This is a genomic window from Mesorhizobium sp. L103C119B0, from assembly GCF_000502235.1.
Taxonomy (GTDB): Bacteria; Pseudomonadota; Alphaproteobacteria; order Rhizobiales; family Rhizobiaceae; genus Mesorhizobium.
The window spans coordinates 130933-154845 of record NZ_AYXE01000003.1 but is presented as its reverse complement, the minus strand read 5'-3'; the positions used below and the strand labels follow the sequence as shown (position 1 = coordinate 154845).

Below are 23913 nucleotides of genomic sequence, written 5' to 3'. Positions count from 1 at the left end.
GTTAACTTCAGAGGGTAAAAACATGAAAAGACTGATCATTCCGATGCTGGCCGGCGCGATGTCGCTGGCCGCGTTCCAGACAATGGCCGCCGACAAGGTGACGTTGCAGCTGAAATGGGTCACGCAGGCGCAGTTTGCCGGCTACTATGTCGCCAAGGCCAAGGGTTTTTATGAAGCCGAAGGCCTCGACGTCGACATCAAGCCGGGCGGTCCCGATATCGCACCCGAGCAGGTGATCGCCGGCGGTGGCGCCGACGTCATCGTCGACTGGATGGGCGGGGCACTCGCCGCGCGCGAAAAGGGCGTGCCGCTGGTCAACATCGCCCAGCCGTTCAAGAAGGCCGGCATGGAGCTGGTCTGCCCGAAGGACGGCCCGATCAAGACCGAAGCCGATTTCAAGGGTCACACGCTCGGCGTCTGGTTCTTCGGCAACGAATATCCTTTCTACGCCTGGATGAACAAGCTCGGCCTGAAGACCGAAGGCGGCCCGGATGGCGTCACGGTTTTGAAGCAGAGCTTCGACGTGCAGCCGCTGATCCAGAAGCAGGCGGATTGCATTTCGGTCATGACCTACAACGAGTACTGGCAGCTGATCGATGCCGGCTACAAGCCGGACCAGCTCACCGTGTTCAACTACTCGGCGATGGGCAACGACCTGCTTGAGGACGGGCTCTATGCCTCGGAAGACAAGCTCAAGGATCCGGCTTTCGAAGACAAGATGGTGCGTTTCGTGCGCGCCTCGATGAAGGGCTGGAAATATGCCATCGACAACAATGACGAGGCCGCGGGCATTGTCATGGACGGCGGTGGCCAGGACGAAAACCACCAGAAGCGGATGATGAGCGAAGTCGCCAAGCTGATCGACAATGCCGACGGCAAGCTCGACCCGGCGACCTACGAGCGCACCGCCAAGGCGCTGCTCGACCAGAAGATCATCACCAAGGCGCCGACCGGCGCCTACACCACGGCCATCACCGACAAGGCGATCAAATAAGCCTGGCCAGGCAATTTCGACCTCGAGAGCGGCGCCTTTGACCAAATGTCAGAGGCGCCGTTCCTTTATGGTGTTCATGACGAAGCTGGTCTCGATCGAAGCGACGCATTTCAGCCGCGCGATCTTTTCCTTGATGAAGCGCTCGTACTGTTCGAGGCTGCCGGTCACCACCTTCAGCACATAGTCGCGCGCCCCGGTGACGAGGTGGCATTCCAGCACCTCTTCCCACCCGCGGATGGCGTCCTCGAACATGACGATCTCGTCCTCGTTCTGGCGGCTGAGCCGGACGGTGGCGATGGCGACCATGTTCCACCCGAAGGCGGCCGGGTCGACCAGCGTGGTATAGCCCCTGATGATGCCGGCCTCCTCCAGCCGGCGTACCCTCCTCAAACATGGCGACGGCGACAGGCCGATGCGCTCCGCCAGCTCATTGTTGGTGATGCGGGCGTCGGCCTGCAGCTCGCGCAGGATCTTGCGGTCGAAATCGTCGGCTATCTTCTGTTGCACTTTTGCTCTCGCTCGGCAATTTGTTGCCGGAATGCAGCCATGCGAGGCTGAAAATAGCAAGGACTGGTGGACCGGGATCGCATAAATTGCTGGACGAGACTCCTCCAGAACGCAGGAAAAGCCATGACCGCGCCGCGCCCGTCGAAAACCCACATCGGCAACCACAAGCTCCATCCGGAAACGTTGATGTTGAGCTATGGCTTCGATCCGCAACTGTCGGAAGGCGCCGTCAAGCCGCCGGTGTTCCTGACCTCGACCTTCGTGTTCAAATCGGCGGAGGAGGGACGCGACTTCTTCGACTACACATCCGGCCGCAAGGAGCCGCCGAGCGGCACGGCGTCCGGCCTGGTCTATTCGCGCTTCAATCATCCCAACTCGGAGATCGTCGAGGACCGGCTGGCGGTCTATGAGGGAACGGACGCCTGCATCCTGTTCTCGTCGGGCATGTCGGCGATCGCCACGACGCTGCTCGCCTATGCCCGGCCGGGCGATGTCATCCTGCATTCGCAGCCGCTTTACGGCGGCACCGAGACGCTTTTGACGCGCACGCTGTCCGGCTTCGGCATCGGCGCTGTCGGCTTCGCCGACGGCGTCGACGACAAGGCGGTGCGGGCCGCTGCTGATGCAGCGGTGGCGAAGGGGCGTGTCTCGGTCATTCTCATCGAAACGCCGTCGAATCCGACCAACAGCCTGGTCGACATCGCACTGATCCGGAAGTTTGCCGACGAGATCGGCGCAAGCCAAGGATCAACGCCGATCATCGTCTGCGACAACACGCTGCTCGGCCCGGTGTTCCAGCGACCGATCGAACATGGCGCGGATGTCTCCGTCTATTCGCTGACCAAATATGTCGGCGGCCATTCCGACCTGATCGCCGGTGCGGCGATGGGCAGCAAGGCGGTGACCAAGCCGATCAAGGCGCTGCGCGGCGCCATCGGCACGCAACTCGACCCGCATTCCTGCTGGATGCTCGGCCGCTCGCTGGAGACGCTGTCCATCCGCATGGAGCGCGCCAACGACAATGCGCGGCTCGTGGCCGAATTCCTGCGCGATCACGCCAAGGTCGAGAAGGTGCATTACCTGCCGTTCCTGGGCGAGGATACGGCAGCGGGACGGGCCTACAATGCGCAATGCAGCGGCGCCGGGTCGACATTTTCTTTCGATATCAAAGGCGGAGAGAAGGCGGCCTTCGCATTTCTCAACGGGCTGCAAATATTCAAGCTGGCGGTGAGCCTCGGCGGCACGGAGTCACTCGCCAGCCACCCGGCGGCGATGACGCACTCCGGCATTCCCTTCGACGTGCGCCAGCGCATTGGCGTGCTGGAGACCACGGTCAGGCTGTCGATCGGCGTCGAGCATCCGGACGATCTTATCGCCGACCTGACGCAGGCGCTGGCAGCGGTCTGATAGCTCGCTTGTAGATATCAGGAAAGGGGCGATCGTCTTGGCAGCGTCGGCGGGACAGCACCCCCCTCTGTCCTGCCGGACATCTCCCCCTCAAGGGGGGAGATCAGCAGCTCTGACCATAGCGCCCTGTCTGCAACGCTGCAGATTGGCGAAGGGCGACATGACATCCAATCTCCCCCCTTGAGGGGGAGATGTCCGGCAGGACAGAGGGGGGTGTGACGGAACTCGGCTTTCGCTGCTAACTTCTCAGCTCTTGTCGCGGATCTGCGTCATCGTCCGCGTCGGCGTGATCGCCTCGGGGTCGAGCCTGATTTCGACGATCGCCGGCTTGCCGCTGGCGCGGGCACGCTCGAAGGCAGGGGCAAAATCTGCCGTGTTCTCGACCGTCTCGCCGTGGCCGCCATAGGCGCGGGCAAGAGCGGCAAAGTCAGGGTTCTTCAGATCGGTGGCGACGACACGGCCGGGATAGTCGCGCTCCTGGTGCATGCGGATGGTGCCGTAGATGCCGTTGTTCACGACGATAACGATGATCGGCAGGTCGTATTGCACGGCGGTAGCGAATTCCTGTCCGTTCATCAGGAAGCAGCCGTCGCCGGCAAAGGCGATCACGGTGCGGTCGGGATGGAGCGCCTTGGCGGCGACCGCAGCCGGGGTGCCGTAACCCATCGAACCGGAGGTCGGCGCGCCTTGGGTGGCGAAGCGGCGGAAGCGGTGGAAGCGGTGCACCCAGGTGGCGTAATTGCCGGCGCCGTTGGTGAAAATGGCGTCATCGGGCAAAATCTTTTCCAGATAGTTCATGATCGGCCCCATCTGGACCGGGCCGGGGCCGGTCTCAGGCGGCGTCGACCAGTCGAGGTAGGCAGCGTGTGCTTTCGCTGTCTCATCCGCCCAGGCTGGCGTGGAGGTTGGCTTGCGCTTGGCAAAAGCCTCGACGAAGGCCGAAGGCGAAGCGTTGATCGCCAGGGTCGGCCGGTAGACGCGGCCGAGTTCGCCGGCATCGGCATGGACATGGACCAGCGTCTGGTCGGGGTAAGGGCTCTTCAGCAACGTATAGTCGGAGGACGGCATCTCGCCCATGCGGCCGCCGATCAGCAGCACCAGGTCGGCCTGCTTGATGGCGGTGGCCAGCTTCGGGTTGATGCCGATGCCGACATCGCCGGCATAGTTCGGGTGCAGATGGTCGAACAGCATCTGGCGGCGGAAGGAGCAGCCGACCGGCAGCGACCAGGCCTCGGCAATGGTGCGCATACGTGCCACCGCTTCCTCGTCCCAGCGTGTGCCGCCGAGGATGACGAAGGGACGCTTGGCTTTGGCCAGAAGCTTTTCCAAAGCATCGAGTTCGGCTTCGCCGGGCCGGGTTTCGACCGGCGTGTGCGGCAAGGCCGCGGGCGCGTCGACAAGACTGGTCAGCATGTCCTCCGGCAGCGAGACGACGACGGGGCCGGGGCGGCCCGATGTCGCGACAGCAAAGGCGCGGGTGACGAGTTCGGGGATGCGCGCGGCATCGTCGATCTCCACCACCCATTTGGCGATGTCGCCGAAGAAGCGCTTGTAGTTGACCTCCTGGAAAGCCTCGCGCTCCTTGGCGTGGCTGGCGACCTGGCCGATGAACAGGATGACGGGTATCGAATCCTGCATGGCAATGTGAATGCCGGCCGACGCATTGGTGGCGCCGGGGCCGCGGGTGACGAAGCAGATGCCGGGCTGGCCGGTCAGCCGCCCCTGGCAGTCGGCCATCATGGCGGCGCCGCCTTCCTGTCGGCAGACAATGGTGCGGATGGGCGAGTCATGCAATGCGTCGAGCACCGCGAGATAGGATTCGCCGGGCACGCAGAAGATGCGGTCGGTGCCGTTCGCCTCGAGTGCGTCGACAATCAGTTGTCCACCGGTCTTCATCGTCCAGACTTCTCCAGTTCGGCAAGAATTTCTTCGGTATGTTCGCCAAGGCGTGGCGAAGGGCGTTCATAGACCAGCGGTGTGCCGGACATCACCATCGGCGCGCGCACCGAGGGCAGACGATTGCCATGGCCATCGTCGAGGTCGAGGCGCATGCCGCGTGCGATCGTCTGCGGGTCGGCAAACATCTGGCCGATATTGTTGATCGGGCTCGCCGGCACGCTTGCCGCTTCGAGCTTGGCCAGCAACGGGTCTCGGTCCCAGTTCTTCAGCGTCTCGATCATGTGCTCGCGCAATTTCACCCGGTTGGCGACGCGGGCCGGATTGGTGGCGAAATCGGGATTCGCTGAGAGATGGTCGAGTCCGACGGCGGCGCAGAATTTGGCGAACTGGCCGTCATTGCCGACCGCCAGGATGATATGGCCGTCCCTGACCGGGACAACCTCATAGGGCGCAATGTTCATATGCGCATTGCCCATCTGCACCGGCGCCTTGCCGGAGACGAGATAGTTGAGGTTCTGGTTGCCGAGTGCGGAAATCTGCGTGTCGAACAGCGCCATGTCGATATGCTGTCCCTGGCCGGTCTTTTCGGCATGGCGAAGCGCTGCCTGGATGGCGATCACCGAATAGAGGCCGGTGAAGATGTCCGATATGGCGACGCCGGCTTTTTGCGGCTCGCGCCCGACCTCGCCGGTGATCGACATCATGCCGGCCATGGCCTGGATGATGAAATCATAGCCGGCGCGGGGTGCGTAAGGCCCATCCTGGCCGAAGCCGGTGATCGAGCAGTAGACGAGCTTTGGATTGATCGCCTTCAGGCTCTCGTAATCGAGCCCGTATTTCTTGAGGCCGCCGAGCTTGAAGTTCTCGATCAGAATGTCGGCCGTGGCAACCAGCCGGCGCACCGTCTCGGCCCCTTCGGGCGTCGAGAAATCGACGGCGATGGAGCGCTTGCCGCGATTGCAGGAGTGGTAATAGGCGGCCGACAGGTTCTCGCCATCATGGCTCATGACGAAGGGAGGACCCCATTTGCGGGTATCGTCGCCGCCATCGGGGCTCTCGACCTTGATTACATCGGCGCCGAGATCGGCCAGCAATTGTCCTGCCCACGGGCCGGCCAGGATGCGGGCGAGTTCGACGACGCGGACGCCTTTCAGCGGAGGTTCAGCCATAAATCACCAAAAACGGGTCGGAACCGCAGCCTCTATCAACCCGGGATGCCGCTGTCACGGGCCTTGCGGTGGGCCAGCGATGTCAGCGTTTGAGCACGCTATCGGCCCAGGCAGCGAAATCGTCCATGACGACATCGCGGTTCACCTCGTTCAAGCTTTCGTGGCGGGTGTCGGCGTAAACCTTTGAAACCAGATTCGAAAAGCCCATCGCACGCATGCGCTTGGCGAGATGGTCGATGCCCTTGCCATAGTCGGAGGCCGGATCCTTCTCGCCGCCGACGATGCTGACGGGCAGGTCGCGCCTGATGCCGGCAAAGCCCGCATCCTTGCCGCCTTTCTGCGCCATCTCCACGACATCGCGCCACATCGAGATCGAGGCATCCCAGCCGCACAGCGGGTCGGCAATGTATTTCGCCACTTCTGCCTCGTCGCGCGACAGCCAGTCGAAGAGCGTCTTGTGGCTGGGCACCGCCTTGCCCCAGGCCTGGAAGGTCAGCCTGGGCAAGATGCGTGAGGGGACATCGGAGCCGAGCCTGAAGCGCTCATAAGCGAGGATGGCGAGCGCAAGCCGGCCGAGCAAGCCTTGTGAGAAATTGCCGTTCCAGATCGCCGCGGCGTGGACGCGCGGCGAGTGCGCCAGCAGGTAGTTGAGCGCCACCGACGCACCCATCGAATGGCCGAACAGGATGACCGGCAGGCCGGGCTGCTCCCTTGCGATCAAATCGTGGACGGCATCGACATCGGCGATCACCTTGGCCGGGCCGCCTGTGCCGGCGAACCTGCCGAGCGGGGCATCGGGCGCCTTGGTCGCGCCATGGCCGCGATGGTCGTGGACGTAGACATGAAAGCCGCGGGTGCTGAGGTAATCGGCGAAGCGGGCATAGCGCGCCGCATGTTCGGCCAGGCCGTGATTGACCTGGACTACCGCGCGTGGAGAGCCCCCCGCGTGCTTCACATAGAGGTTGAGCGTGGCCCCGGTCGGAGAGGCCAGCGTCGTCTGCTTGTCAAATGCCATGTCTCGCTCCTCGGCGACTGTTGGGCGACGGCGGGACCGACGTCAAGGGGAGGTCGAAATCAGCCGGGGTCACTATTGACAGCTTGCTGTCAATTTGGTTATATGACAGCATACTGTCAAAGTACATCGGGAACATGAGTATGAAAACCGTTTCGACCGTTTCGCGCCGCGCGTTTCTGCTGGCGAGCCTTTCATCCGCAATGCTCCTGCCCGGCATTGCTTCCAGCCAGACCAGGGAGATGACCATGAAGACCTCAACCATTGCCGGCCCGCAGGGCCAGCTTGCCGGCTACGACATCAAATCCGGCGACGGCCTGCCGATCCTGTTCGCGCATGGCGACTGCAGCCGCGCCACACAGTGGAACCGGGTGATGCAGCTCACCGCAGGTGGCCGTGAGGCGGTCGCCTTCGATTTTCGCGGCCATGGCGCATCGGCGCCTGCAGCTGATGCCGACTACGGCTATGACGGCCGTGCCGACGATATTGGTGCGGTGGCCGATGCGTTCGGCCTGAAGCGGTTTGTCCTCGTTGCACATAGCGGCGGCAGTGGGGCCGCGCTCGCCTATGCCGCCGGCCATGCCGACCGTGTTGCCGGCATCCTGCTGGTCGATCCGGCGACCGATCCGCGCGCCCTGCCCAAAGAGATTCGCGACGGGTTCGTGCGCGATCTGGCGGGGCCAAACGGCGGCGATGTCCTGAGCGCTTATTACACCTCGATCGCCGGCTCCAACCCAGATGTCCGCAAACAGGTCATCGCCGATGCGGCGGTGGTCGATCCGGCGGCTCGGGCAGGCGTCGGCAAGGCGCTGGCGGAATGGAATCCCGAACCGACGCTCGACGCCTATCACGGGCCGATCTTCGTGCTGGCCACGGAGGCCAATGACAATGCGGCGGCCCTGTTTCGGCTGCGCAGCGGAATTGGCCACAGAACCGTCGCCGGTTCCGGCCATTGGGTGATGCTTGACAAGCCGGAGGCGGTGGCTGAAGCCGTCAACACTTTCGTTTCCACCATCGAGGCCGGCCAGAAATGACAAGCAGGACCGAAGCCGGAGATGTGCTCACCGAACTGGTGCTTGCCGTGTTCCGGCTGAATGGCGGGTTTCTCGACGCGGCCGACCGGCTGGCGGAGCCTGCCGGGTTGACGGCGGCGCGCTGGCAGGTTCTGGGCGCGGTGCTGAAGGAGCCGAAATCGGTGGCCGACATTGCCCGCCACATGGGGCTTGCCCGCCAGAGCGTGCAGCGCCTTGCCGACATTCTGGCCGCCGAAGGGCTCGCCGCCTATGCGGACAACCCGGCGCACCGCCGCGCCAAGCTCCTGGCGATGACCGATGCGGGCCGGGCCGCGATCAGGGATATCGGCACGCGCCAGCATGTCTGGGCCAACCGCATCAGCGAGGGCATCGAGCCTCGCGTGCTTGAGACCGCGCTTGATCTGCTGCGTATGTTGACGAAGCGGGTCGAGGAGGGCGGGGTCTGATCGACCGAGCGATTGTTTTTTGCGGCGGACGAAAGAAATCGTAATTCTGACATGTCACACGTTTCTAGCTTGCGCTATGAAACGCTAGGAGTGCTGGAATGCGGATATCGGCGATATGGGGTGCGGTGTTGGTGGCGCTGGCCGGTGTCGGCTTAGCGCGCGCCGACGTGAAGATGAGCGGCTCCTTCGTGGCCGATGCTGCCTGTCCAGCAACGCAGGCAATCAAGAGCGGCAAGAACCCCGGCAATATCGCGACAACGGCTGGACAGAGCTACGACCTCCTGGCCGGCAACAAGGATGCGCCGACGCATTACCTCATCCGCGTGCCGGGCGCCGATCCTGAGCGTCGCTGGGTCAAGATCAGCTGCGGTCATGTCACCGGCGGCAGCGCAGCCGCCCAGCCGGCCGCGCCCGCCGATCAGGGCAAGCCTGCGGCGCCGGCTTCAGGAAAACCCGAATATGTTTTCGCGCTGAGCTGGCAGCCGGCCTTCTGCGAAACCAAGTCGAGCAAGCCCGAATGCCAGGCGCAGACGGCGGGCGGCTTCGACGCGTCGCATTTCACATTGCATGGGCTCTGGCCGCAGCCGAACGGCAATTTCTATTGCCAGGTGCCGGCGAGCGACAAGGCCAATGACAATCCGGCCCATTGGGCAGACCTGCCGCCGGTCGATCTCGATGCCGCTACGCGCGCCGAGCTCGACCAGGTTATGCCGGGCACCGCCTCCAAGCTCGAACGGCATGAATGGATCAAGCACGGCACCTGCTACGGCAAGAGCCAGCAGGAGTATTTTGCCGAGGCGCTGAACCTGATGCGGGCGGTGAATGCCTCGCCGGTGCGCGAGCTCTTCACCAGGAATGTCGGCAAGCAGCTGACTTCGGACCAGATCCGCAGCGCCTTCGACAGCGCCTTCGGCGCCGGGTCGGGCGCGCGGGTGCGTGTCTCCTGCCTGGTCGATCCGTCGAGCGGCAGGCGGCTGATCGGCGAGCTGACGCTCGGCCTGACCGGCCCGATCGGCCCCGACAGTTCGCTGAGCACTCTCATGCTCGCCTCGGCGCCGACGACCAAGGCGGGCTGTCCGAAGGGCTCGGTCGATGCGGCCGGGTTCCAGTAGGATATCCGTCTGTCGCTTGGCAGTGACGCGGTGATATGGTCTGGATGTGTTTCATTCGGCGGGGGTGGCGATGAGTGGCATGACATCAGGCGCGCTGGCGCGGCTGGCTTTCTGGGCCAGGGGGATGACCGCCATTAAAGACGGCCGCATGGAATGGCCGGGCTTTTCCTATACCGATGCCGAGTGGGCGCGCATGCGCGTGCTTGCCGCGCCGATCGGGGCAAGCCGCTACCAGCTGTTCACTTGGGTCAATGCCGCGATCTTCATCGCCATTGCCGCGCTCGGCATCGTCTGTGTCTTCCTGCCGCTGGCGACACTTTTGTTTCCGGTGCCGGCCGACACCAGCGCGCTCAAATTCTCGGCTCTGCTGGCGGCGTGTGCCTTCCTCATAATCGGGCTCGGCTTGCCGATCTCCATGCGCCTGTCGAGCGCGTTGGCCATCTCTCGGGAGATGCGCGCCGGTCTTGTCGGCGAAGCCGGTGACGAAGCGCTGGCAGCAAAAGTGTCTTGGCAGATCAACCGCATCATGCTGGTCATGTGCGGCCTGCTGGTGCCCGGCATTCTGTTGTTCATCGCTTATGACATCGATGCCAGTCCGATCATCACCGTGCTGAAATGGCTGGCCATCGCGCTGATAGCCGTTTCAGTTGCGGTCGGCGCGTTGCAGCAGCGCAAGCGGAGCTGACAGCCTTATCCGCTGACGCCACGCGTGGGCAATGTCCACGCAGTTAGGTCTTCGGCATCGTCATGCGCTTCGCCGACGACGCGGTCACGCCCGGTGGACTTGGCCCTGTAGAGACGCTCGTCGGCAAGGGCGAAGAGATCGGCAAGCGAGCCTACGGTCTCATCGACAGTGGCGATGCCGGCGCTGACGCTGATGTCGAACCGGTTTACGCACGCTTTGACGGCCTGGCGGAGGTTTTCTCCGAGCAACCTGGCGACCGCATGCGGCTGCGAGCAAAGGATGGCGAACTCCTCGCCGCCGATCCTGAAAACCTGATCGTGTGCGCCGGCCGCCTGGGTCAGCACCTGGGCGATCGATCTCAGCACCCTGTCGCCCTCGGCATGGCCGAAGCGATCGTTGATCGACTTGAAATGGTCGACGTCGACGATCAGCAGGCTGAGCGGTTGGGCCGTGCGCAGGCTGACGGCAACCAGACGTTCGCCGTCGCTGTCAAAGCGTCCCCTGTGCAACAGGCCGGTGAGGCCGTCGCGGCCGACATGTTCGACCACGGCTTCGTAGCGCTCGCGATAGGTCAAGGTGTTGAAGACGTCGGACAGCCCGCGCGGTGCCACGACCTGCCGCGTTTCGAACCATCTGAGGTAGGCGACAAGCATGGCGCTGTAGGCAAAAGCGGCACCCATCTTCGCGAACCAGCCGCCGAAGAAGACCGCGATCGGCGCGCCGGCGACGAAATGCAGGGCGGTGAAAAATCCGGCCTGGTCGAAGGTGAGCACGCAGGCGACGCAAATCAGGATGCGGGAGAACGGCGCCTTGCGCAGATAACGCCCGAGCTTTTCGTAAAGCAGGATGATCAGGATGGCGTCGATGAAGAGCAGCGTCGTGCCCCACACCATCAGCCAGCCCAACTGGTCGATGAAACCGATATCGGGAAGCTTGCCGTCGGAAAGGGCTGAAATATCGTGCAGGCGCAGGATCAGGACCAGCCCGATCATCAAGGCGTTGCCGAGCAAAAGGCCATAGATCGGCTGGCGCACCGTGGCCGCATCTTCCTTCATGTAGAGCAGAAGCAGCATCACCAGCTTGCCGGAAAACAGCACCGCCGAGCCTGGCGAGACCATGCCGAAGGGCAGGGCGACATAGAAGACGCTGGCGAGATAGGTTTCGAGGAAATGCATGGCGCCCAGCGCGCAGACGAAGACGCCGAGGCCGATGCGATCCCTGAAGCGGAACAGCGTGACCATGACGCTGAAGTAGACGACCGCTTCGGCAAGGAGCAGGAAACTGTTCAGCACTACCTTCGGTCCGATCTCTACTTTCGATCGCGACAGGCCAGCGATCGATCCTGTTTTGACGCTGAAGGGTTAACCGGGGATTTCAACGCTCCCTACAACCGGCGGAAAACTTAACGTGCGGTGTACACCCGGCTTGAAATGGCAAAAGCGATTGCCGTTCGGCCCGGCATCGCCTACATAGCGGCCAACCTCCATTCAATCCGACATTTTCGGTCAATCATCAAGGAAAGCGCGCGTGGCACGCCAGTTCATCTATCACATGGCCGGCCTCAACAAGGCCTATGGCACCAAGAAGGTGCTTGAGAATGTCCATCTCTCCTTCTATCCCGACGCCAAGATCGGCATCCTCGGCCCCAACGGCTCGGGCAAGTCGACGATCCTCAAGATCATGGCCGGGCTCGACAAGGAGTGGAACGGCGAAGCGTGGCTCGCCGAAGGCGCTACCGTCGGCTATCTCGCGCAGGAGCCGGCGCTCGATGCCAACAAGACGGTGTTCGAGAACATCATGGAAGGCGTCGCCGCCAAGACCGCCATCATCGAGCGCTACAACGAATTGATGATGAACTACTCCGACGAGACGGCTGACGAGTCGGCCAAGCTCCAGGACGAGATGGACCGGCTCAATTTGTGGGATCTCGAACAGCAGGTCGAGATGGCGATGGAAGCGCTGGGCTGCCCGCCCAAGGATTCCGAGGTCACCAAGCTTTCGGGCGGTGAGCGCCGCCGCGTCGCGCTCTGCCAGCTGCTGCTGCGTCAGCCCGACCTCTTGCTGCTCGACGAACCGACCAACCATCTCGACGCCGAAACCACGGCGTGGCTCGAAAAGCATCTGCGCGCCTATCCGGGCGCCGTGATGATCATCACCCACGATCGCTACTTCCTCGACAATGTCACGGGATGGATCCTCGAGCTCGATCGCGGCCGCGGCATTCCCTATGAGGGCAACTACACCAAATACCTCGAAGCCAAGGCCAAGCGCCTCAAGCAGGAAGGTCGCGAGGACGACGCCCGCCAGCGCGCTATCGGCCGCGAGCGCGAGTGGATCCAGTCCAGCCCGAAAGCCCGCCAGACCAAGTCCAAGGCGCGTATCCAGGCGTTCCAGGACCTGCTGGATGCAGCCGACAAGCGGCGTCCGAGCGATACGCAGATCGTCATTCCGCATGGCGAGCGGCTCGGCAATGTGGTGATCGAGGCGGAAGGCTTGTCGAAGGGCTTTGGCGACACGCTGTTGATCGAGGGTCTGGAGTTCAAACTGCCGCCGGGCGGCATCGTTGGCGTTATCGGGCCGAACGGCGCCGGCAAGACGACGCTGTTCCGCATGATCACCGGCCAGGAAACGCCGGATGCCGGCTCTGTCCGCATCGGCGAAACGGTGAAGCTCGGCTATGTCGACCAGAGCCGCGATGCGCTCGATCCGTCAAAGACGGTGTGGGAGGAGATTTCCGGCGGCGCAGAAGTGGTCAAGCTCGGCAAGTTCGAGGCCAACACGCGCGCCTATTGCGCGTCGTTCAACTTCCGTGGTGGGGACCAGCAGCAGAAGGTCGGCAACCTCTCCGGCGGCCAGCGCAATCGCGTGCATTTGGCAAAGATGCTGAAGACCGGCGGCAATGTGCTGCTGCTCGACGAACCGACCAACGACCTTGACACGGAAACGCTGGCGGCGCTCGAAGACGCGCTGGAAAACTTTGGCGGCTGCGCCGTCATCATCTCGCACGATCGTATGTTCCTCGACCGTCTGGCCACCCACATCCTGGCCTTTGAAGGTGACAGTCATGTCGAATGGTTCGAGGGCAATTTCGAGGATTATGAGCAGGACAAGATCCGCCGGCTCGGCCCCGAGGCCGTCAACCCGCACAGGATGACGTACAAGAGGCTGACGCGGTAGGGCTGCGGCGATCCGTTGCAGGCGGTGTGCGTTTGACCTAAATTGATCGGATGGAGTCGTCCATGATCACAGTCAAACTGCCGCAAAAAGCCGAGAAACTGCTGGCCGAAATGGCCAAGGCCAGCGGTCGCACCGCCGACCAGGTTGCAGCCGAAGCGATCCTCGAGGCCATCGAAGATTGGCACGACGCCGCAATTGCGGACGAACGCCTGAGAGATGATGACGGTGTGCGCATTCCGCTGGATGAAGTGATCCGGAAGCTCGAACGTCGTGAAGCCGAGGAGCGTCGCAAGAAGCCTGCCGCTGAATGACCTGGCGTGTCGAGTTCACGCCGCGCGCCGAGAAAGACATCGAACGGCTTTCGACGAAAGATCAACGGCGCATCCTGGAGTTCCTGAATCAGAGAGTTTCAGCGCATCCCAATCCGAGAGCCCTTGCCAAGCGCCTGACGGGCACAAAGGAAGAAGCTTGGCGGTTTCGTGTCGGTGACCACAGGATCATTACTCAGTTCCAGGACAGCCGGCTTGTCGTGCTGGTCGTGGAGGTTGGCAACCGTCGTGAGGTTTATCGATGAACAGCACAGCCGCAAAACCTGACTGGTCCGCCGCCCAATATCTGAAATTCGAGGATGAGCGGACGCGGCCCGCGCGCGATCTTGTTGCGCAGGTGCCGGTGGATTTCCCGCGCCGGGTGGTCGACATCGGCTGCGGCCCGGGTAATTCGACCGAGCTGCTGGTCGAGCGCTGGCCGGATGCTGATATCAGCGGCTTCGACACCTCTCCCGACATGATCGAGAAGGCGAAGGCGCGCCTGCCCAGCGTCAATTTCGACCTCGCCGATGTCTCGACATGGCGACCGGCCGAGCCGGTCAACGTCATCTTCGCCAACGCGGTATTCCAGTGGCTGCCCACCCACCCGGTAGTGTTCCAGCGGCTGATGGGCTTTCTCGCCCCCGGTGGCGCGCTCGCCGTCCAGATGCCCGACAATCTGCTTGAGCCGTCGCATCAGGTGATGCGCGAGACGGCCGCCGAAATGCCGTTCGCCGCCAAGATGGCAGGTGCTGCGCGCGGACCGCTGCCGGCGGTGTCGTTCTATTATGATCTCTTGTCGCCGCTCTCCGACCGGGTGGATATCTGGCATACAGCCTACAATCATCCGCTGACCGACGCCGAGGCGATCGTCGAATGGGTGAAGTCGACGGGGCTGAAACCTTTCCTCGATCCGCTCGACGCCGACGAGCGCAAGATCTTCCTCGACAGCTACACGGCCAAGATCGCCAAGGCCTATCCGAAGACCGCAAACGGCAAGGTGCTGCTGCGCTTCCCGCGCATTTTCATCGTCGCCAAGCGGGCCGGCTAGCACTCCCGATGACATCCGGCCACAGCCTGTGGTTTAAGCCGGCGTAAACCGGTGGGGTGAGAAGTGTTGTGTCGCGCCCCCTGGTCGTTCACATGAGAACGACAACGCCTGCGCATGGACGGACTGGATATGCATCGCGTCATCATCAGCGGCATTGGCGTTGAAATCCCTGAAGCCAAGATCACCAATGAAGAACTGGTCGCCAGTTTCAATGCCTGGGTCGACACGGAGAATGCGCGCCGGCAAGGCACGGATGAGACGCTGCTGCAGAAATCCGACAGCGCCTTCATCGTCCATGCCTCGGGCGTCCAGACCCGGCATGTGATCGAGCGCGAAGGCATTCTCGATCCGACTCGCATGGCGCCGCGCATCCCGGCGCGACCGGACGATGCACTGTCGCTGCAGGCCGAATTCGGCGTGGCCGCGGCCCGGAAGGCGCTCGACCATGCCGGGCTGAAAGCCTCCGACATCGACCTGGTGATCTGCTCGGCCTCGCACCAGCAGCGGCCCTATCCGGCGATCGCCATCGAAATGCAGGAGGCGCTGGGCACCAAGGGCGCCGGCTTCGACATGGGGCTTGGTTGTTCATCGGCCGCGGCCGCCTTGCACATTGCGGCCAATCTGGTGCGGGCGGGCGCGCACAAGCGCGTGCTGGTGGTCACGCCGGAGATCATCACCGGCCATCTCAATTTCCGCGACCGGCAGACGCATTTCATCTTCGGCGATGCATCGGTGGCGATGGTGGTCGAGGGGCTGGGCGAGGGCGAGAGGCGGCCGGGGCGTTTCGAGGTGCTGGACACGCGCACCTGGACCCAGATGTCGAACAATATCCGCACCAATCTGGGCTATCACACCCGCACCGCCCAGGACGATCCTTACATGATCAACCTCGAAGGCAATCTGATCAAACAGGTCGGCAACAAGGTGTTCAAGGAAGTCACCGTCGCCGGCCACAAATTCATTGTCGAATTCCTCGCCGAGCACGGGCTGACGCCGCAAGCCATCAGGCGATTCTGGCTGCATCAGGCCAATGCGCGAATGAACGCCATGATCCTGAAACTGGCCTTCGGCCACGAGGTCGACCATGACCGCGCGCCGATGGTGCTGGAGCGGCTCGGCAACACCGCCGGCGCTGGCGCCATCATCGCGCTGTCGGAAAACCACGCCGACATGAAGCCCGGCGATTTCGGCGTGCTGTGCGCCTTCGGCGCCGGCTATTCGATCGGCGGCGCGCTTTTGCGGATGCTGTAATCAGGCCGGCATGAACGGCACCAGCATCGGCACGCGGCGGGCATAGTCGTCATAGGCGTTGCCGAGTTCTCCGCGCAGAAAGCGTTCCTCCAGCCTTGCCTTCATGACGATGCCGATGGACGCTATCAGCCGGTTTGATCGAATCATCATCGCTTTCGACTGGACCCGAGCCCACGGCTACGGCTATTTGCGACGTCATCCTGCAGAAGGAACGAAGCCATGCTGGACCTCTTCCCGGAGTCTGAGAAGCCGGTCGACATCATCCCCGCCAGGAAGCTGTCCGCCAAAGTGGCCGCTTTGTACGTCGCACCTTCGAATCAGTTCCAGACGCGCCCGGTGGAAGCATTGCAGCTCGGTTTCGAAGGCATCGACGGCGACTTCCACGCCGGCGCCACCCGTCGTTCCGGCGGTCGCGAACCCTGGTATCCGCGCGGCACCGAAATCCGCAACGAGCGGCAGATATCAATCGTAGCAGCGAATGAACTCGGCGTCGTTGCCGAGCGGATGGGGCTGACCGAGATCAAGCCGGAATGGATCGGCGCCAATCTGCTGATCGAAGGCGTGCCGCATCTCTCGATGCTGCCGTCAGGCACGCTGCTGTTCTTCAGAGGTGGCGTGACGATCAAGGTTGATGCGCAGAACGGACCTTGCCGGCTTGCCGGACGTTCGATTGCCGAAAACGCCGGGATGGCCGATCCGGAGGCCGGCGCGCTGGCCTTCCCGAAGGCGGCGAAACGGCTGCGCGGCCTCGTTGCCTGGGTCGAGAAACCGGGTCGTATGACAACAGGGGAAGAGATCTCGGTGCGCGTGCCCGAGCAGTGGATTTATCGATCCTAGCACCGGGCTAGGGCAAGGGCTGCGCCGCCGGGGCGACGCAGCCGGATTTCAAGACGCGCTCAGGCCGCCTTGCGGTTCTTCTTGGCGCCCTGCGCCTCGACGGAAACGTAGTCCCACTTTTCCCACAGCGCGATGCGGTTGGCGTATTCCTGCTTGATCATCGGCAGGCCGCCATCGCCGAAGAAGACGCGCAGCGGCGGCTCGGCCGCGTCGACGATTTCAAGCATCGCCGGTCCGGTGGCATCGGGGTCCCCGGCGACCGAGTTGGCGCGGCGTTCCGCCATCTTGGCGCGGGCCGGCGCGTAAGCCTCGATCGCTTTGGAGACCTTGGCCGAGGCGCCGGACCAATCGGTGGAGAAGCCTCCCGGTTCGACAAGCGTCACATGGATGCCGAATTCGGCGACCTCGATGCTGAGCGACTGGCTGAAGGCTTCGAGCGCCCATTTCGAGGCATGGTAAAGGCCGAGCGAGGCGAAGGCGTTGACGCCGCCGATCGACGAGATCTGGATGATATGGCCGGAGCCCTGCGCCCGCATGATCGGCAAAGCCGCCTGGGTGACCCAGAGCGCGCCGAACACATTGGTTTCGATCTGGTCGCGGGCTTCCTGTTCGCTGACTTCCTCGATGGCGCCGAAATGGCCATAGCCGGCATTGTTGATGACGACGTCGAGCCGGCCAAAGCGCTTGTGCGCCTCGGCGATGGCCGCATCGACGGCCTTCTTGTCGGTGACGTCGAGCTTGATGGCGGCGACATTATCGCCGTATTTCGCGACGAGATCGGCGAGCGTGCCGGCATCGCGCGCGGTTGCGGCGACACGGTCGCCGCGGGCGAGTGCGGCCTCGGCCCAGACTCGGCCAAAGCCTTTCGATGATCCGGTGATGAACCAAACCTTGCTTGTCATGACGTGGAATCCTTGCCCATGCGGGCCGTGAACTGGGAAGCGGAGGCTTCTCCGCTTCCGCGATATACGGTGTGTCGAGCGATTTTCCAGAGGCGAGGGGGAATCTTTTTGGTCACGACATCGTGTGGAGCAGGATCTTCGCCGGTCAGGGATAGCGCACCGGGCTTGACCAGGCCGGGTCGTCATGCTTTTGCCAGTAGAGCGCCATCAAGCGCTTTGTGATCGCGCCTATCTTGCCGTCGGCGACAGCAGCGCCGTCGATCACCGTCACAGGCATGATGCCGCCGGCGGTGGAGGTGATGAAGACTTCGTCGGCTCCCTTCAGCGCGGTGACGCTGACATCGACTGGAGCGGCGACAAGGCCTGCCTCGGCGCAGAGGTCGAAGACGGTGCGCCTGGTGATGCCGGGCAGCACGCCGGCGGCTGGCGTCGACAGCCTGCCGTCCTTGACGCAGAACACGTTGAAGCCGGGGCCTTCGGCGACATTGCCGTTGAAGTCGAGAATCAATGCGGTTTCGGCCCCACGGTCATAAGCGTCGTAGAGGCCGCGCACGAGGTCGAGCCAGTGGTAGTTCTTGATCGCCGGATCGATCGAGACCGGCGGAATGCGCACCTTGTCGCTAATGGCGACATGCAGGCCGCGCCGCAACTGCTCGGCATTGGCGACCGAGCCGAAGGGAACTGCGAAGGCCATGAAGCGGTTGACCGCCTGGCGCGGATCGCGGCTGAAGGTCGGCGAGGCGCCGCGTGTGCACAGCATTTCGACATAGGCGGCTTGATGGCCCGACAGCGCCACGCAATTGTGCAGAATCTCGGCCACGCCATCGCGGTCGGACGGGATCGTCATGCGCAGTTTTTGCAAGCCGGCGAAGAAGCGGTCGAGATGCAGGTCGAGCCGGAAGAAGCTCCCGTCCCAGACATGCACGGTGTCGTAGGTGGCGTCGGAATGCAGAAAGCCCCAATCCAGCACCGAGATCTTGGCCTGCGACATCGGCAGATACTGGCCGTCGAGGAAGGCGATGCCGTCGGGATAGGAATGCGGATCGATGTGGCGGTCGGACATGGAAGGAAATGGCACGATGCTACCCGCTGCTGAGCTTCGGTTCATGGCGATTGGTCCCTTCGGCTTCATACGGCAGAGTCAAGCTAGTGGTCCCCTGCAGGCGGCATAGGGCCACCCAACCATCGCCGTTTGTCCTAGGTAGCACATTCGATATGCCCTATGGTCCGGCTTGAAAATATCCGGCCGGGAGGGGCAAAATGGGCAGATCTTTTCGGACCATCAGCTTTGCAATTTTCCTCGTCTTCGTCACTGGCCATGCCTTCGCGCAATGCGCTCGCGAGGGCGAGGCGCTGTGCCAGAACGGCCAGACCTATCGTTGCGAGAAGACGGGCAGCGAGTTGACGCCGATCTTTCAGAACGTGCCTTGCGTGGTCAACGCGGCGGGGCTCAACGGCGTCTGGACCGGCAGCGGTCATCAAAGTCCGGCCGGGGCTGCCGGCGCCGATTGGGCGATCGCAATGACAATCGGCGATGGCGCCGCGTCGATCGACTATCCGTCGCTCGGCTGCGGCGGATCGTTGACCGAGATTTCTCGCGACGACAGTTCGGCGGAATACCGGGAAAACATCAGCTACGGCCAGGACAAGTGCATCGACGGTGGCGGCATCACCGTCCGATTTTTCAAAGGGAACCTGTCCTGGACCTGGGTTGGCCAGGCCGACGGCCAGCCCTACAATGCGGTTGCCGTATTGAAGCGACGGTAGCTGAAGTTATTCCTCTTCGTCCTCTGAATCGAGCAGGCGCGTGGCGCGCCAACGGGTCAGCACCATGTTTGTTTGCTCGATGACGAAGAACCGCGCCGAGTCGCGGTCATAGCCCTCGGCCAGCAGCTTTTCATAGTCGGTATGGCCGTGCCTGATATGGGCGATCGTCGCCAGCCAGACCGCGATGCCCGGCGGCAGCGTCTTCATGTGCACGGCGCCGGCCTCGGTGCGGATTTTCTCCATATCGGCATAGGGCGCCAGGGGCAGCAGTGCGGTCAGCGCCTTGGCGATGGCGCGGCGGCGGCCGGTGGGCGCGCTCATTTTTCGTCACGCCCGGCAATGGTCGCCTCGGGAAAGGCGTCGGTCGAGGCGAAATAGGGCTTGATGTCGATCACCGGGGTGCCGTCGAACACATCGATGGCGTCGATGTCGATGCGGCCGTTGTCGATGTCGACGGCCATCAGCCTGGCGATATGCAGCCCGACTGGGTTCGGCCGGGCAGGGGAGCGCAGCGAGAAAACGCCTTTCGGCTCAGCCGCATGGCGGGGTCTCTGGACAATCAGTGCCCGCGGCGCGTGATGCAGCCAGGACAGGAGGACGATGTGGCTGGCCCGCTCCAGCGCAAGCAGGCCGTCGCGATAGGGTGGGTCGATGAGAACAGTGGCCGCCTGTCCTGTCTCGCGGGCGGCGCGCATGTTCTTCGGGCAGCTTTCGCGCGTGGTCCATGGCGAGGCGATGCGGCCGATAAACACGATATGGCCATCCGCCGGCATGTCAGCCGGGTCAGTCTGCAGGAGCTTTTCGCCGTCGCGCTTCTCGAACATGGCTTTCGCCCTAGCACAAGTTTCCAGCTGATCGTCAGGGAAAAGCGGTTCTCTCAGGCGGGGATCATGTGTGCGGCATTTTCTTGTCAGGAAGCGACATAGGCCTTGCCATGTCGTCAAAGCTGACATAAACATATGTTTATATCTTTTTCAACGAGAACGCGCCGATGCATGTTTCGCTCGATACGATGGTTGATACGTTGAAGGCTGCGGCCGAATCGAGCCGGCTCCGCATCCTGGCGCTGCTGTCGCGCGGCGATCTCACCGTGTCCGACCTCACCGAGATCCTCAGCCAGTCGCAACCGCGGGTGTCGCGGCATTTGAAGCTGCTGCTGGAGGCCGGGTTGATCGGCCGCTACCAGGAGGGCTCGTGGGCCTTCTTCCGGCTGTCGGATACGGATTCCGCGCGCGACTTCGTCATGGGGCTGGTCTCTGGCATTCGCGGCGCCGATCCACAGGTCGAGCGCGATCTCGAGCGGTTGGCATCGGTCAAGCGCAAGCGCCAGGACCGTGCCGCCGAGTATTTCTCCGAGAACGCCGCCAGTTGGGATCACATCCGCTCGCTGCATGTGCCGGACCGCGCGGTGGAAGCCGCACTCCTCAAGCTGGTCGGCAAGCGGCCATTCCAGTCGATGCTAGACCTCGGCACCGGTACCGGGCGGCTGCTGGAGATATTTTCGCCGCTCTACCGGCGCGGTGTCGGCATCGACATGTCGCGCGAAATGCTGACGGTGGCGCGGGCCAATCTCGACAAGGCAGGCATCGCCAATGCCCAGGTCCGCCAAGGCGACATTTTCGCGCCGCCGGTCGAGCGCGACGCCTTCGACCTCGTCACCATCCATCAGGTGCTGCACTATCTGGACGATCCCGCCCGCGCCATCCGCGAGGCGGCAAGGCTGCTGCGCCCGTCGGGCCGGCTGGTGATCGTCGATTTCGCGCCGCATGCACTGGAATTCCTGCGCGACCAGCATGCGCATGTCAGGCTGGGCTTTTCCGACCGCCAGATCTCCGAATGGTTTGCCGATGCCGGGCTCGATCTCGAGGATGCCCAGGAATTCGAGCCGCGCGGCGGCAACGAAGCCAGGCTCACCGTCAAGCTGTGGCTCGGCCGCGACCGCCGCATGCTGATCGCCGAGCCTTCAAATGACACCCAACCCACCAAAGCGTACCCTATGGGGGAAATCGCCTGATGAACCAGTTCCGCTTTTCCCGCCGTCCCGACATTGGCGACAAGGTCCGCGTCTCCTTCGAGTTCTTCCCGCCGAAGACCGACGAGATGGAAGCCAGGCTCTGGGACACCGTCACCAGGCTGGAGCCGCTGAAGCCGAGATTCGTCTCGGTGACCTATGGCGCCGGCGGCTCGACGCGGGAGCGCACGGCGCGCACGGTCAAGCGCATCCTGAACGAGACGGCGCTGACGCCGGCGGCGCACATGACCTGCGTCGACGCCGCCCGCCATGAGGTCGATGCCGTGGTCCGCGAATTCGCCGATATGGGCGTGAAGCGCTTCGTTGCGTTGCGCGGCGATCCGGCGGCGGGTGTCGGTACGGCCTACCGGCCGCATCCCGATGGCTATGCCAATGGCGCCGAACTTGTCGGAGCGCTGAAGGACGCCGGCGATTTCGACATCTCGGTCTCGGCCTATCCCGAAAAGCATCCGGAAAGCCCCGACTTCGCCACCGACTTCGACATGCTGAAGCGCAAGGCCGACAATGGCGCGACGCGGGCGATCACCCAGTTCTTCTTCGACAACGATCTCTACGAGCGTTATGTCGAGAAGGCGCGCCGTGCCGGCATCTACATCCCGATCGTGCCTGGCATCCTGCCGGTGCACAATTTCACCCAGGTCGCCAATTTCTCGGCGCGCTGCGGCGCGCTGGTGCCGGCATGGCTGGCCGAGCGTTTCGAAGGGCTGCACAACGATCCGCAGACGCATGCGCTCGTGGCGTCTGCCGTGGCGGCCGAGCAGGTGCTCGATCTCGTCGAGCGCGGCGTCAGCGACTTCCATTTCTACACCATGAACCGGGCCGACCTGGTGTTTGCCATCTGCCATATGATCGGCATCCGCTCCCACGAAACAGAGGCAGCTGGATCCGCCGCGGCCTGAGCTTCATCGTGGTACGAAATCTGAAATGCAAAAGGCCGGGCGAAACACCCGGCCTTTCGAATTTGTGGGCTATTGCTGCTGTTTTCTTCCGCTCCGGCGGTTACGGAAGAACACCTATGATAAGGGCGCCAATGAAGGCAAATGCAGCACAGATCATCAATGCGTTGATTGGCCTCGTAAGTCCCATGTCATAGTCTCCTCTTCAAGAGCTATGGGTGGAGTCTAGGGGCATTTGTGCCACAGGCAAGCGGAAAATATGCTGCAATGCGACGCGATTGTGGAATTTGCGACCTGCCACCTGTCGTTAAGCGTTGAAACTCTTCGGGAAAAGCCGCTGGCAGCCTGTGAATAAATTGTGACGCGGCCGTGGCGAAAGCGAGGCATGGCAGCGCTACCAGACCTAAAGCGCGTCGTTGTCCCAAAACCGCTGCGCACTTTTGGTCGACAGGCATTAGCGCCGACCAAACAACCGGCCATCGATCGTCACCAGGCCAAGCGCGATCAGTGCCATGCCGCAGAACTCGAACAGAGCGAGCCGCTCGCCGAGGAACAGGAGGCCGAGCAGGATGGCGCTGGCCGGGACGATGAGCGTGACCAGCGAGGCGTTGGTGGCGCCGGCCGAGGCGACGAGGTTGAAATAGAGGATGTAGGCGAAGGCGGTGGAGAGCAGCGCCAGCGCCAGCACCGCCGTCCAGACCGGCGGCGAGGCCGAGAACAGGCCGGCCGGGCCATAGGTGAGCAGCACCACCGGGATCATGATGATGGTCGACGCCGTCAATTGTCCGGTGGCGATGACCGGCGAGGGCACGCCCTTGAAGCGGCGGGCAATCATCAGCGCGACGGCGTAAGACAGCGAGGCGCCGATCAGCGCGAATTTCGCCCAGACCGGGCCGCCGAGCCCGGCCAGCAGGCCGGGGCCGATCATGACAGCGGTGCCGGCGATGCCGAGCCCGATGCCGGCAAGCTTGTTCCAGGAGAGCTTTTCGTCCGCTGTCAGCGCGTTGGCGAGGATCAGCGTCCAGAACGGCGTCGTCGCATTGAGCACCGAGGCGACGCCCGCGCCAAGCGCGGTCTGGCCGGCAAAGATCAGCGAGAACGGGACGACATTGTTGGCGAGCGCCAAAAGGAAAAACAGGCCGGCATGCGGGAAGGCGAGGCGGAAGGACGGACCGCGAATGCCGAGATAGAGCTGCAGTGCAATGGCCGCAATGGCAACGCGAAACAGCACCAGCACCAGCGGGTGCATTTCGGCAACGGCGATGCGGGCAAAGAAGAACGAGCCGCCCCAGATGGCGCCGAGCAGCAGAAGCTGTCCCCAGTCCCTCAGCGTCATCGGTCCGCGCTGCACGGCTGTCGTGGCTATTGCCATCGTGAACGTCCTTCCCCGCGGCATCAATGCCAGCCACTCAGGCAGAAGGCATATC

Annotated in this window: 26 protein-coding genes; 15 read left to right on the top strand and 11 right to left on the bottom strand. The window is 63.2% G+C overall.

Going from position 1 to position 23913, the window contains the following annotated elements:
- Window positions 1-22 precede the first annotated feature (22 nt).
- A complete protein-coding gene (locus X728_RS160805; protein ID WP_023830785.1) occupies window positions 23-994 on the top strand; it encodes an ABC transporter substrate-binding protein in 972 nt (323 codons plus the stop codon).
- A gap of 48 nt (window positions 995-1042) precedes the next feature.
- On the opposite strand, the gene X728_RS160810 is transcribed toward X728_RS160805, so the two are convergent.
- The gene (locus X728_RS160810; RefSeq protein WP_023668224.1) at window positions 1043-1501 is read right to left on the bottom strand and encodes an Lrp/AsnC family transcriptional regulator; all 459 of its coding nucleotides are present in this window, start codon (window positions 1499-1501) and stop codon (window positions 1043-1045) included.
- Between the two features lie 123 nt (window positions 1502-1624).
- On the opposite strand from X728_RS160810, the gene X728_RS160815 reads away from it, so the two are divergent.
- Window positions 1625-2908, top strand: a complete 1284-nt coding sequence (locus X728_RS160815) for a cystathionine gamma-synthase family protein (protein WP_023830784.1) — start codon at window positions 1625-1627, stop codon at window positions 2906-2908.
- 246 nt (window positions 2909-3154) lie between these two features.
- On the opposite strand, the gene X728_RS160820 is transcribed toward X728_RS160815, so the two are convergent.
- The 3 genes from X728_RS160820 to X728_RS160830 form a co-directional block, all read right to left on the bottom strand.
- Window positions 3155-4804, bottom strand: a complete 1650-nt coding sequence (locus X728_RS160820) for a thiamine pyrophosphate-binding protein (RefSeq protein ID WP_023714796.1) — start codon at window positions 4802-4804, stop codon at window positions 3155-3157.
- Window positions 4801-5976, bottom strand: a complete 1176-nt coding sequence (locus X728_RS160825; protein WP_023668227.1) for a CaiB/BaiF CoA-transferase family protein — start codon at window positions 5974-5976, stop codon at window positions 4801-4803. The genes X728_RS160820 and X728_RS160825 overlap by 4 nt, the downstream gene beginning before the upstream one ends.
- Before the next feature lie 82 nt (window positions 5977-6058).
- The gene (locus X728_RS160830) at window positions 6059-6991 is read right to left on the bottom strand and encodes an alpha/beta hydrolase (protein ID WP_023733090.1); all 933 of its coding nucleotides are present in this window, start codon (window positions 6989-6991) and stop codon (window positions 6059-6061) included.
- Between the two features lie 140 nt (window positions 6992-7131).
- On the opposite strand from X728_RS160830, the gene X728_RS1000000167645 reads away from it, so the two are divergent.
- The 4 genes from X728_RS1000000167645 (at window position 7132) to X728_RS160845 (ending at window position 10265) form a co-directional block, all read left to right on the top strand.
- Window positions 7132-8022 carry an alpha/beta hydrolase gene (locus X728_RS1000000167645; protein ID WP_023735982.1) on the top strand — a complete coding sequence of 297 codons (891 nt, stop codon included), beginning with the start codon at window positions 7132-7134 and terminating at the stop codon, window positions 8020-8022.
- A complete protein-coding gene (locus X728_RS160835; protein ID WP_023714791.1) occupies window positions 8019-8468 on the top strand; it encodes a MarR family transcriptional regulator in 450 nt (149 codons plus the stop codon). Before X728_RS1000000167645 ends, X728_RS160835 begins: the two co-directional genes overlap by 4 nt.
- Window positions 8469-8566: 98 nt before the next feature.
- On the top strand, window positions 8567-9580 hold the full coding sequence (locus X728_RS160840) for a ribonuclease (protein WP_023714790.1): 1014 nt from the start codon (window positions 8567-8569) through the stop codon (window positions 9578-9580).
- A 70-nt stretch (window positions 9581-9650) separates the two neighbouring features.
- Window positions 9651-10265: a hypothetical protein gene (locus X728_RS160845; RefSeq protein ID WP_031194875.1), complete on the top strand. Its 615-nt coding sequence runs from the start codon at window positions 9651-9653 to the stop codon at window positions 10263-10265.
- Between the two features lie 5 nt (window positions 10266-10270).
- Here the strand turns inward: X728_RS160845 and X728_RS160850 are convergent, their stop codons facing one another.
- On the bottom strand, window positions 10271-11557 hold the full coding sequence (locus tag X728_RS160850) for a GGDEF domain-containing protein (RefSeq protein ID WP_023830783.1): 1287 nt from the start codon (window positions 11555-11557) through the stop codon (window positions 10271-10273).
- Between the two features lie 235 nt (window positions 11558-11792).
- Here X728_RS160850 and ettA point away from each other — a divergent pair, with 235 nt between their 5' ends.
- From ettA to X728_RS160875, 5 genes are all read left to right on the top strand, one after another.
- Window positions 11793-13442 carry an energy-dependent translational throttle protein EttA gene (gene ettA, locus X728_RS160855; RefSeq protein WP_023688009.1) on the top strand — a complete coding sequence of 550 codons (1650 nt, stop codon included), beginning with the start codon at window positions 11793-11795 and terminating at the stop codon, window positions 13440-13442.
- A 62-nt stretch (window positions 13443-13504) separates the two neighbouring features.
- Window positions 13505-13753, top strand: a complete 249-nt coding sequence (locus X728_RS160860) for a DUF6290 family protein (RefSeq protein WP_023668236.1) — start codon at window positions 13505-13507, stop codon at window positions 13751-13753.
- A complete protein-coding gene (locus tag X728_RS160865) occupies window positions 13750-14016 on the top strand; it encodes a type II toxin-antitoxin system RelE/ParE family toxin (RefSeq protein WP_023668237.1) in 267 nt (88 codons plus the stop codon). Before X728_RS160860 ends, X728_RS160865 begins: the two co-directional genes overlap by 4 nt.
- Window positions 14013-14801, top strand: a complete 789-nt coding sequence (gene tam / locus X728_RS160870; protein ID WP_023830782.1) for a trans-aconitate 2-methyltransferase — start codon at window positions 14013-14015, stop codon at window positions 14799-14801. Before X728_RS160865 ends, tam begins: the two co-directional genes overlap by 4 nt.
- 129 nt (window positions 14802-14930) lie before the next feature.
- Window positions 14931-16052, top strand: coding sequence for a beta-ketoacyl-ACP synthase III (locus X728_RS160875; protein ID WP_023690850.1), 1122 nt, complete (start codon window positions 14931-14933; stop codon window positions 16050-16052).
- On the opposite strand, the gene X728_RS1000000170100 is transcribed toward X728_RS160875, so the two are convergent.
- Window positions 16053-16202, bottom strand: coding sequence for a hypothetical protein (locus X728_RS1000000170100; RefSeq protein ID WP_023705569.1), 150 nt, complete (start codon window positions 16200-16202; stop codon window positions 16053-16055).
- A 69-nt stretch (window positions 16203-16271) separates the two neighbouring features.
- Here X728_RS1000000170100 and X728_RS160880 point away from each other — a divergent pair, with 69 nt between their 5' ends.
- Window positions 16272-16889 (top strand): molybdenum cofactor sulfurase, encoded by a 618-nt coding sequence (locus X728_RS160880; protein ID WP_023830781.1) that lies wholly within the window; start codon window positions 16272-16274, stop codon window positions 16887-16889.
- A gap of 59 nt (window positions 16890-16948) precedes the next feature.
- Here the strand turns inward: X728_RS160880 and X728_RS160885 are convergent, their stop codons facing one another.
- Together X728_RS160885 and X728_RS160890 are read right to left on the bottom strand one after the other, a co-directional pair.
- The gene (locus tag X728_RS160885) at window positions 16949-17791 is read right to left on the bottom strand and encodes an SDR family oxidoreductase (RefSeq protein ID WP_023705567.1); all 843 of its coding nucleotides are present in this window, start codon (window positions 17789-17791) and stop codon (window positions 16949-16951) included.
- A gap of 145 nt (window positions 17792-17936) precedes the next feature.
- Window positions 17937-18899: a D-amino acid aminotransferase gene (locus X728_RS160890; RefSeq protein WP_023830780.1), complete on the bottom strand. Its 963-nt coding sequence runs from the start codon at window positions 18897-18899 to the stop codon at window positions 17937-17939.
- Between the two features lie 152 nt (window positions 18900-19051).
- Between X728_RS160890 and X728_RS160895 the strand changes: the two genes are divergently transcribed.
- Window positions 19052-19558: a hypothetical protein gene (locus tag X728_RS160895; RefSeq protein WP_023699619.1), complete on the top strand. Its 507-nt coding sequence runs from the start codon at window positions 19052-19054 to the stop codon at window positions 19556-19558.
- 6 nt (window positions 19559-19564) lie between these two features.
- Here the strand turns inward: X728_RS160895 and X728_RS160900 are convergent, their stop codons facing one another.
- Window positions 19565-19879, bottom strand: coding sequence for a DUF2293 domain-containing protein (locus X728_RS160900; RefSeq protein ID WP_023705565.1), 315 nt, complete (start codon window positions 19877-19879; stop codon window positions 19565-19567).
- Window positions 19876-20382 (bottom strand): tRNA (N6-threonylcarbamoyladenosine(37)-N6)-methyltransferase TrmO, encoded by a 507-nt coding sequence (gene tsaA / locus X728_RS160905; RefSeq protein WP_023699618.1) that lies wholly within the window; start codon window positions 20380-20382, stop codon window positions 19876-19878. Before tsaA ends, X728_RS160900 begins: the two co-directional genes overlap by 4 nt.
- A 167-nt stretch (window positions 20383-20549) precedes the next feature.
- Here tsaA and X728_RS160910 point away from each other — a divergent pair, with 167 nt between their 5' ends.
- On the top strand, window positions 20550-21572 hold the full coding sequence (locus tag X728_RS160910) for a metalloregulator ArsR/SmtB family transcription factor (protein ID WP_023682157.1): 1023 nt from the start codon (window positions 20550-20552) through the stop codon (window positions 21570-21572).
- The gene (gene metF, locus X728_RS160915; RefSeq protein WP_023690856.1) at window positions 21572-22489 is read left to right on the top strand and encodes a methylenetetrahydrofolate reductase [NAD(P)H]; all 918 of its coding nucleotides are present in this window, start codon (window positions 21572-21574) and stop codon (window positions 22487-22489) included. The genes X728_RS160910 and metF overlap by 1 nt, the downstream gene beginning before the upstream one ends.
- 451 nt (window positions 22490-22940) lie before the next feature.
- Here metF and X728_RS160920 read toward each other — a convergent pair whose 3' ends face one another.
- A complete protein-coding gene (locus X728_RS160920) occupies window positions 22941-23858 on the bottom strand; it encodes a DMT family transporter (protein ID WP_023682155.1) in 918 nt (305 codons plus the stop codon).
- Window positions 23859-23913 lie beyond the last annotated feature (55 nt).

Bases quoted from the DNA above. Each gene is read 5' to 3' on its own strand.
- X728_RS160880 (WP_023830781.1), top strand. From the start codon at position 16,272: ATGCTGGACCTCTTCCCGGAGTCTGAGAAGCCGGTCGACATCATCCCC.
- X728_RS160825 (WP_023668227.1), bottom strand. From the start codon at position 5,976: ATGGCTGAACCTCCGCTGAAAGGCGTCCGCGTCGTCGAACTCGCCCGC.
- X728_RS160875 (WP_023690850.1), top strand. From the start codon at position 14,931: ATGCATCGCGTCATCATCAGCGGCATTGGCGTTGAAATCCCTGAAGCC.
- X728_RS160805 (WP_023830785.1), top strand. From the start codon at position 23: ATGAAAAGACTGATCATTCCGATGCTGGCCGGCGCGATGTCGCTGGCC.
- X728_RS160835 (WP_023714791.1), top strand. From the start codon at position 8,019: ATGACAAGCAGGACCGAAGCCGGAGATGTGCTCACCGAACTGGTGCTT.
- tam (WP_023830782.1), top strand. From the start codon at position 14,013: ATGAACAGCACAGCCGCAAAACCTGACTGGTCCGCCGCCCAATATCTG.
- X728_RS160860 (WP_023668236.1), top strand. From the start codon at position 13,505: ATGATCACAGTCAAACTGCCGCAAAAAGCCGAGAAACTGCTGGCCGAA.
- X728_RS160840 (WP_023714790.1), top strand. From the start codon at position 8,567: ATGCGGATATCGGCGATATGGGGTGCGGTGTTGGTGGCGCTGGCCGGT.
- X728_RS160845 (WP_031194875.1), top strand. From the start codon at position 9,651: ATGAGTGGCATGACATCAGGCGCGCTGGCGCGGCTGGCTTTCTGGGCC.
- tsaA (WP_023699618.1), bottom strand. From the start codon at position 20,382: ATGTTCGAGAAGCGCGACGGCGAAAAGCTCCTGCAGACTGACCCGGCT.
- X728_RS160865 (WP_023668237.1), top strand. From the start codon at position 13,750: ATGACCTGGCGTGTCGAGTTCACGCCGCGCGCCGAGAAAGACATCGAA.
- X728_RS160815 (WP_023830784.1), top strand. From the start codon at position 1,625: ATGACCGCGCCGCGCCCGTCGAAAACCCACATCGGCAACCACAAGCTC.
- X728_RS160890 (WP_023830780.1), bottom strand. From the start codon at position 18,899: ATGAACCGAAGCTCAGCAGCGGGTAGCATCGTGCCATTTCCTTCCATG.
- X728_RS160910 (WP_023682157.1), top strand. From the start codon at position 20,550: ATGCATGTTTCGCTCGATACGATGGTTGATACGTTGAAGGCTGCGGCC.
- X728_RS160885 (WP_023705567.1), bottom strand. From the start codon at position 17,791: ATGACAAGCAAGGTTTGGTTCATCACCGGATCATCGAAAGGCTTTGGC.
- metF (WP_023690856.1), top strand. From the start codon at position 21,572: ATGAACCAGTTCCGCTTTTCCCGCCGTCCCGACATTGGCGACAAGGTC.
- X728_RS160900 (WP_023705565.1), bottom strand. From the start codon at position 19,879: ATGAGCGCGCCCACCGGCCGCCGCCGCGCCATCGCCAAGGCGCTGACC.
- X728_RS1000000170100 (WP_023705569.1), bottom strand. From the start codon at position 16,202: ATGATGATTCGATCAAACCGGCTGATAGCGTCCATCGGCATCGTCATG.
- X728_RS160830 (WP_023733090.1), bottom strand. From the start codon at position 6,991: ATGGCATTTGACAAGCAGACGACGCTGGCCTCTCCGACCGGGGCCACG.
- X728_RS160895 (WP_023699619.1), top strand. From the start codon at position 19,052: ATGGGCAGATCTTTTCGGACCATCAGCTTTGCAATTTTCCTCGTCTTC.
- X728_RS1000000167645 (WP_023735982.1), top strand. From the start codon at position 7,132: ATGAAAACCGTTTCGACCGTTTCGCGCCGCGCGTTTCTGCTGGCGAGC.
- X728_RS160920 (WP_023682155.1), bottom strand. From the start codon at position 23,858: ATGGCAATAGCCACGACAGCCGTGCAGCGCGGACCGATGACGCTGAGG.
- X728_RS160820 (WP_023714796.1), bottom strand. From the start codon at position 4,804: ATGAAGACCGGTGGACAACTGATTGTCGACGCACTCGAGGCGAACGGC.